1 rRNA gene is annotated in these 3069 nt (G+C 47.8%); it reads right to left on the bottom strand.

The annotated features are described in order from the left end of the window. Nucleotides 1-8: 8 nt before the first annotated feature. Nucleotides 9-2933: ribosomal RNA gene (locus BN358_RS22085) — 23S ribosomal RNA — on the bottom strand. Nucleotides 2934-3069: the final 136 nt, after the last annotated feature.

Raw genomic sequence — 3069 nt, 5'->3', positions numbered from 1 at the left:
CATTTTTTGAGGTCAAGACCTCGACCTATTAGTATTGCTCAGCTGAATGCATTACTGCACTTACACATGCAACCTATCAACCCGTTAACGTATCGGGGGTCTTACTCACTTGCGTGATGGGAAATCTTATCTTAAGGTCAGTTTCGCGCTTAGATGCTTTCAGCGCTTATCTGCTCCAGACTCAGCTACTCAGCTATGCCACTGGCGTGACAACTGATGCACCGGCGGTCTGTTCATTCCGGTCCTCTCGTACTAGGAACAACTCCCTTCAAATTTCCTGCGCCCACGGCGGATAGGGACCGAACTGTCTCACGACGTTCTGAACCCAGCTCGCGTGCCTCTTTAATGGGCGAACAGCCCAACCCTTGGGACCTGCTTCAGCCCCAGGATGAGACGAGCCGACATCGAGGTGCCAAACCTCCCCGTCGATGTGGACTCTTGGGGGAGATAAGCCTGTTATCCCCAGGGTAGCTTTTATCCGTTAAGCGATGGCCTTTCCACTCGGTGCCACCGGATCACTAAGTCCAACTTTCGTTCCTGCTCGAGATGTCTCTCTCGCAGTCAAGCTCTCTTCTGCCTTTACACTCTTCGCACGATTTCCGACCGTGCTGAGAGAACCTTTGAGCGCCTCCGTTACTCTTTCGGAGGCGACCGCCCCAGTCAAACTGCCCAACTGACAGTGTCCATACACCGGATCACGGTGCCATGTTAGAAATTCAGTAACAATAGAGTGGTATCCCAACGTCGACTCCACACATACTGGCGTACATGCTTCTCAGTCTCCCACCTATACTGTACAATTGCTACCGAATTCCAATGTCAGCCTGCAGTAAAGCTCCATGGGGTCTTTCCGTCCTGCCGCGGGTAACTCGCATCTTCACGAGTACTACAATTTCACCGGATCTATTGTTGAGACAGTGCCCAAATCGTTACACCTTTCGTGCGGGTCGGAACTTACCCGACAAGGAATTTCGCTACCTTAGGACCGTTATAGTTACGGCCGCCGTTTACTGGGGCTTAAGTTCAAAGCTTCTCTTTCGATGACTTCTCCCCTTAACCTTCCAGCACCGGGCAGGTGTCAGCCCCTATACTTCATCTTTCGATTTAGCAGAGACCTGTGTTTTTGGTAAACAGTCGCTTGGGCCTGTTTTCTGTGGCCCTTCAAGCTCCATCTGTTCAGACTTCACTCTAAAGGGCTCCCCTTCTCCCGAAGTTACGGGGACATTTTGCCTAGTTCCTTAACAATAGTTCTTCCGCTCATCTTTGGATTCTCTCCTTGCCTACCTGTGTCGGTTTGCGGTACGGGCACCAATTTGCTCGATAGAGGCTTTTCTTGACAGCGTGGGCTCAACTACTTCACTACTTATTTTCGCTCCCATTCGTATCTCAGGATTGATGAAACGGATTTGCCTATCTCATCTCCCTACTTACTTAGACACACTATTCCATCAGTGTGCTAGCTTACCCTTCTGTGTTACCCCATTTCTCAAACGCATTTTGGTGGTACTGGAATTTCAACCAGTTGTCCATCGCCTACGCCATTAGGCCTCGGCTTAGGTCCCGACTTACCCTGAGTGGACGAGCCTTCCTCAGGAATCCTTAGGCTTTCGATGGGTGAGATTCTCACTCACCTTTCGCTACTCATGCCAACATTCTCTCTTCTGTACAGTCCACGGCTCCTTACGGTAGCGCTTCAACCCGTACACAATGCTCCTCTACCGATGTACAATGTACATCCCACAACTTCGGTAATAGATTTTAGCCCCGGACATCTTCGGCGCAAAACCACTCGACCAGTGAGCTATTACGCACTCTTTTAATGAGTGGCTGCTTCTAAGCCAACATCCTGGTTGTCTGTGTAGTTTTACATCCTTTTCCACTTAATCTATATTTTGGGACCTTAGTTGGTGATCTGGGCTGTTTCCCTTTCGACTACGAAACTTATCTCACGTAGTCTGACTCCCAAGCTTGTATATATGGTATTCGGAGTTTGATAGGTTTTGGTAACGTATAACGCCCCTAGACCATTCAGTGCTCTACCCCCACTATACTTTCTCTTGAGGCTAGCCCTAAAGCTATTTCGAGGAGAACCAGCTATCTCCGGGTTCGATTGGAATTTCACCGCTATCCACACGTCATCCCGTAGCTTTTAAACGCTAATGGGTTCGGTCCTCCACCAGATTTTACTCTAGCTTCAACCTGCACATGGATAGGTCACCCGGTTTCGGGTCTACGACATGCAACTTTCGCCCTATTAAGACTCGGTTTCCCTTCGGCTCCTGACCTCTTAGTCATTAACCTTGCAACATATCGTAACTCGTTGGCCCGTTCTACAAAAAGTACGCGGTCACACTTTCGTGCTTCCACTGTTTATAGGCATGGGGTTTCAGGTTCTTTTTCACTCCCCTCCCGGGGTTCTTTTCACCTTTCCCTCACGGTACTCTTCACTATCGGTCACTAGGTAGTATTTAGCCTTGGGAGGTGGTCCTCCCTGCTTCCCACAAGATTTCTCGTGTCTCGTGGTACTCTGGATCATATCCTCGCTTCAAACCATTTCGCTTACATGTCTATCACACTCTTTGGAGGAACTTTCCAGTTCTCTTCAGCTACGGTTATCCATCTCTTTGATATGTCCTCAACCCCAGACATTACTGCCTGGTTTGGGCTCTTCCGGTTTCGCTCGCCGCTACTCTCGGAATCATTATTTATTTTCTCTTCCTAAGGGTACTTAGATGTTTCAGTTCCCCTCGTTCCCCTCATACAGCTATGTATTTACTGTATGATACATAAGGTTTACCTTATGTGAGTTTCCTCATTCGGACATCTGGGTATCGTAGACTGCTTACGTCTCCTCCCAGCATTTCGTAGTTTGCCACGTCCTTCATCGGCTCCTAGTGCCAAGGCATTCGCCCCACGCCCTTTATATCTTGACCATTTTAGTCTTTATATTATATCTTCATAATATATCGGTTTATTGTTAATATTTATATTTCAGAATACTTGCGAAGGTATTCTTACTTTTTATTAATTAATGTCTTCTCTTTTATTTTCCTATGCAATTTTCAAGGT

The sequence above is a fragment of the Sedimentibacter sp. B4 genome, assembly GCF_000309315.1.
Lineage (GTDB): Bacteria > Bacillota > Clostridia > Tissierellales > Sedimentibacteraceae > Sedimentibacter > Sedimentibacter saalensis.
Note: the sequence above shows the minus strand (reverse complement) of the source record. Positions and strands in the feature narration are given on the sequence as shown.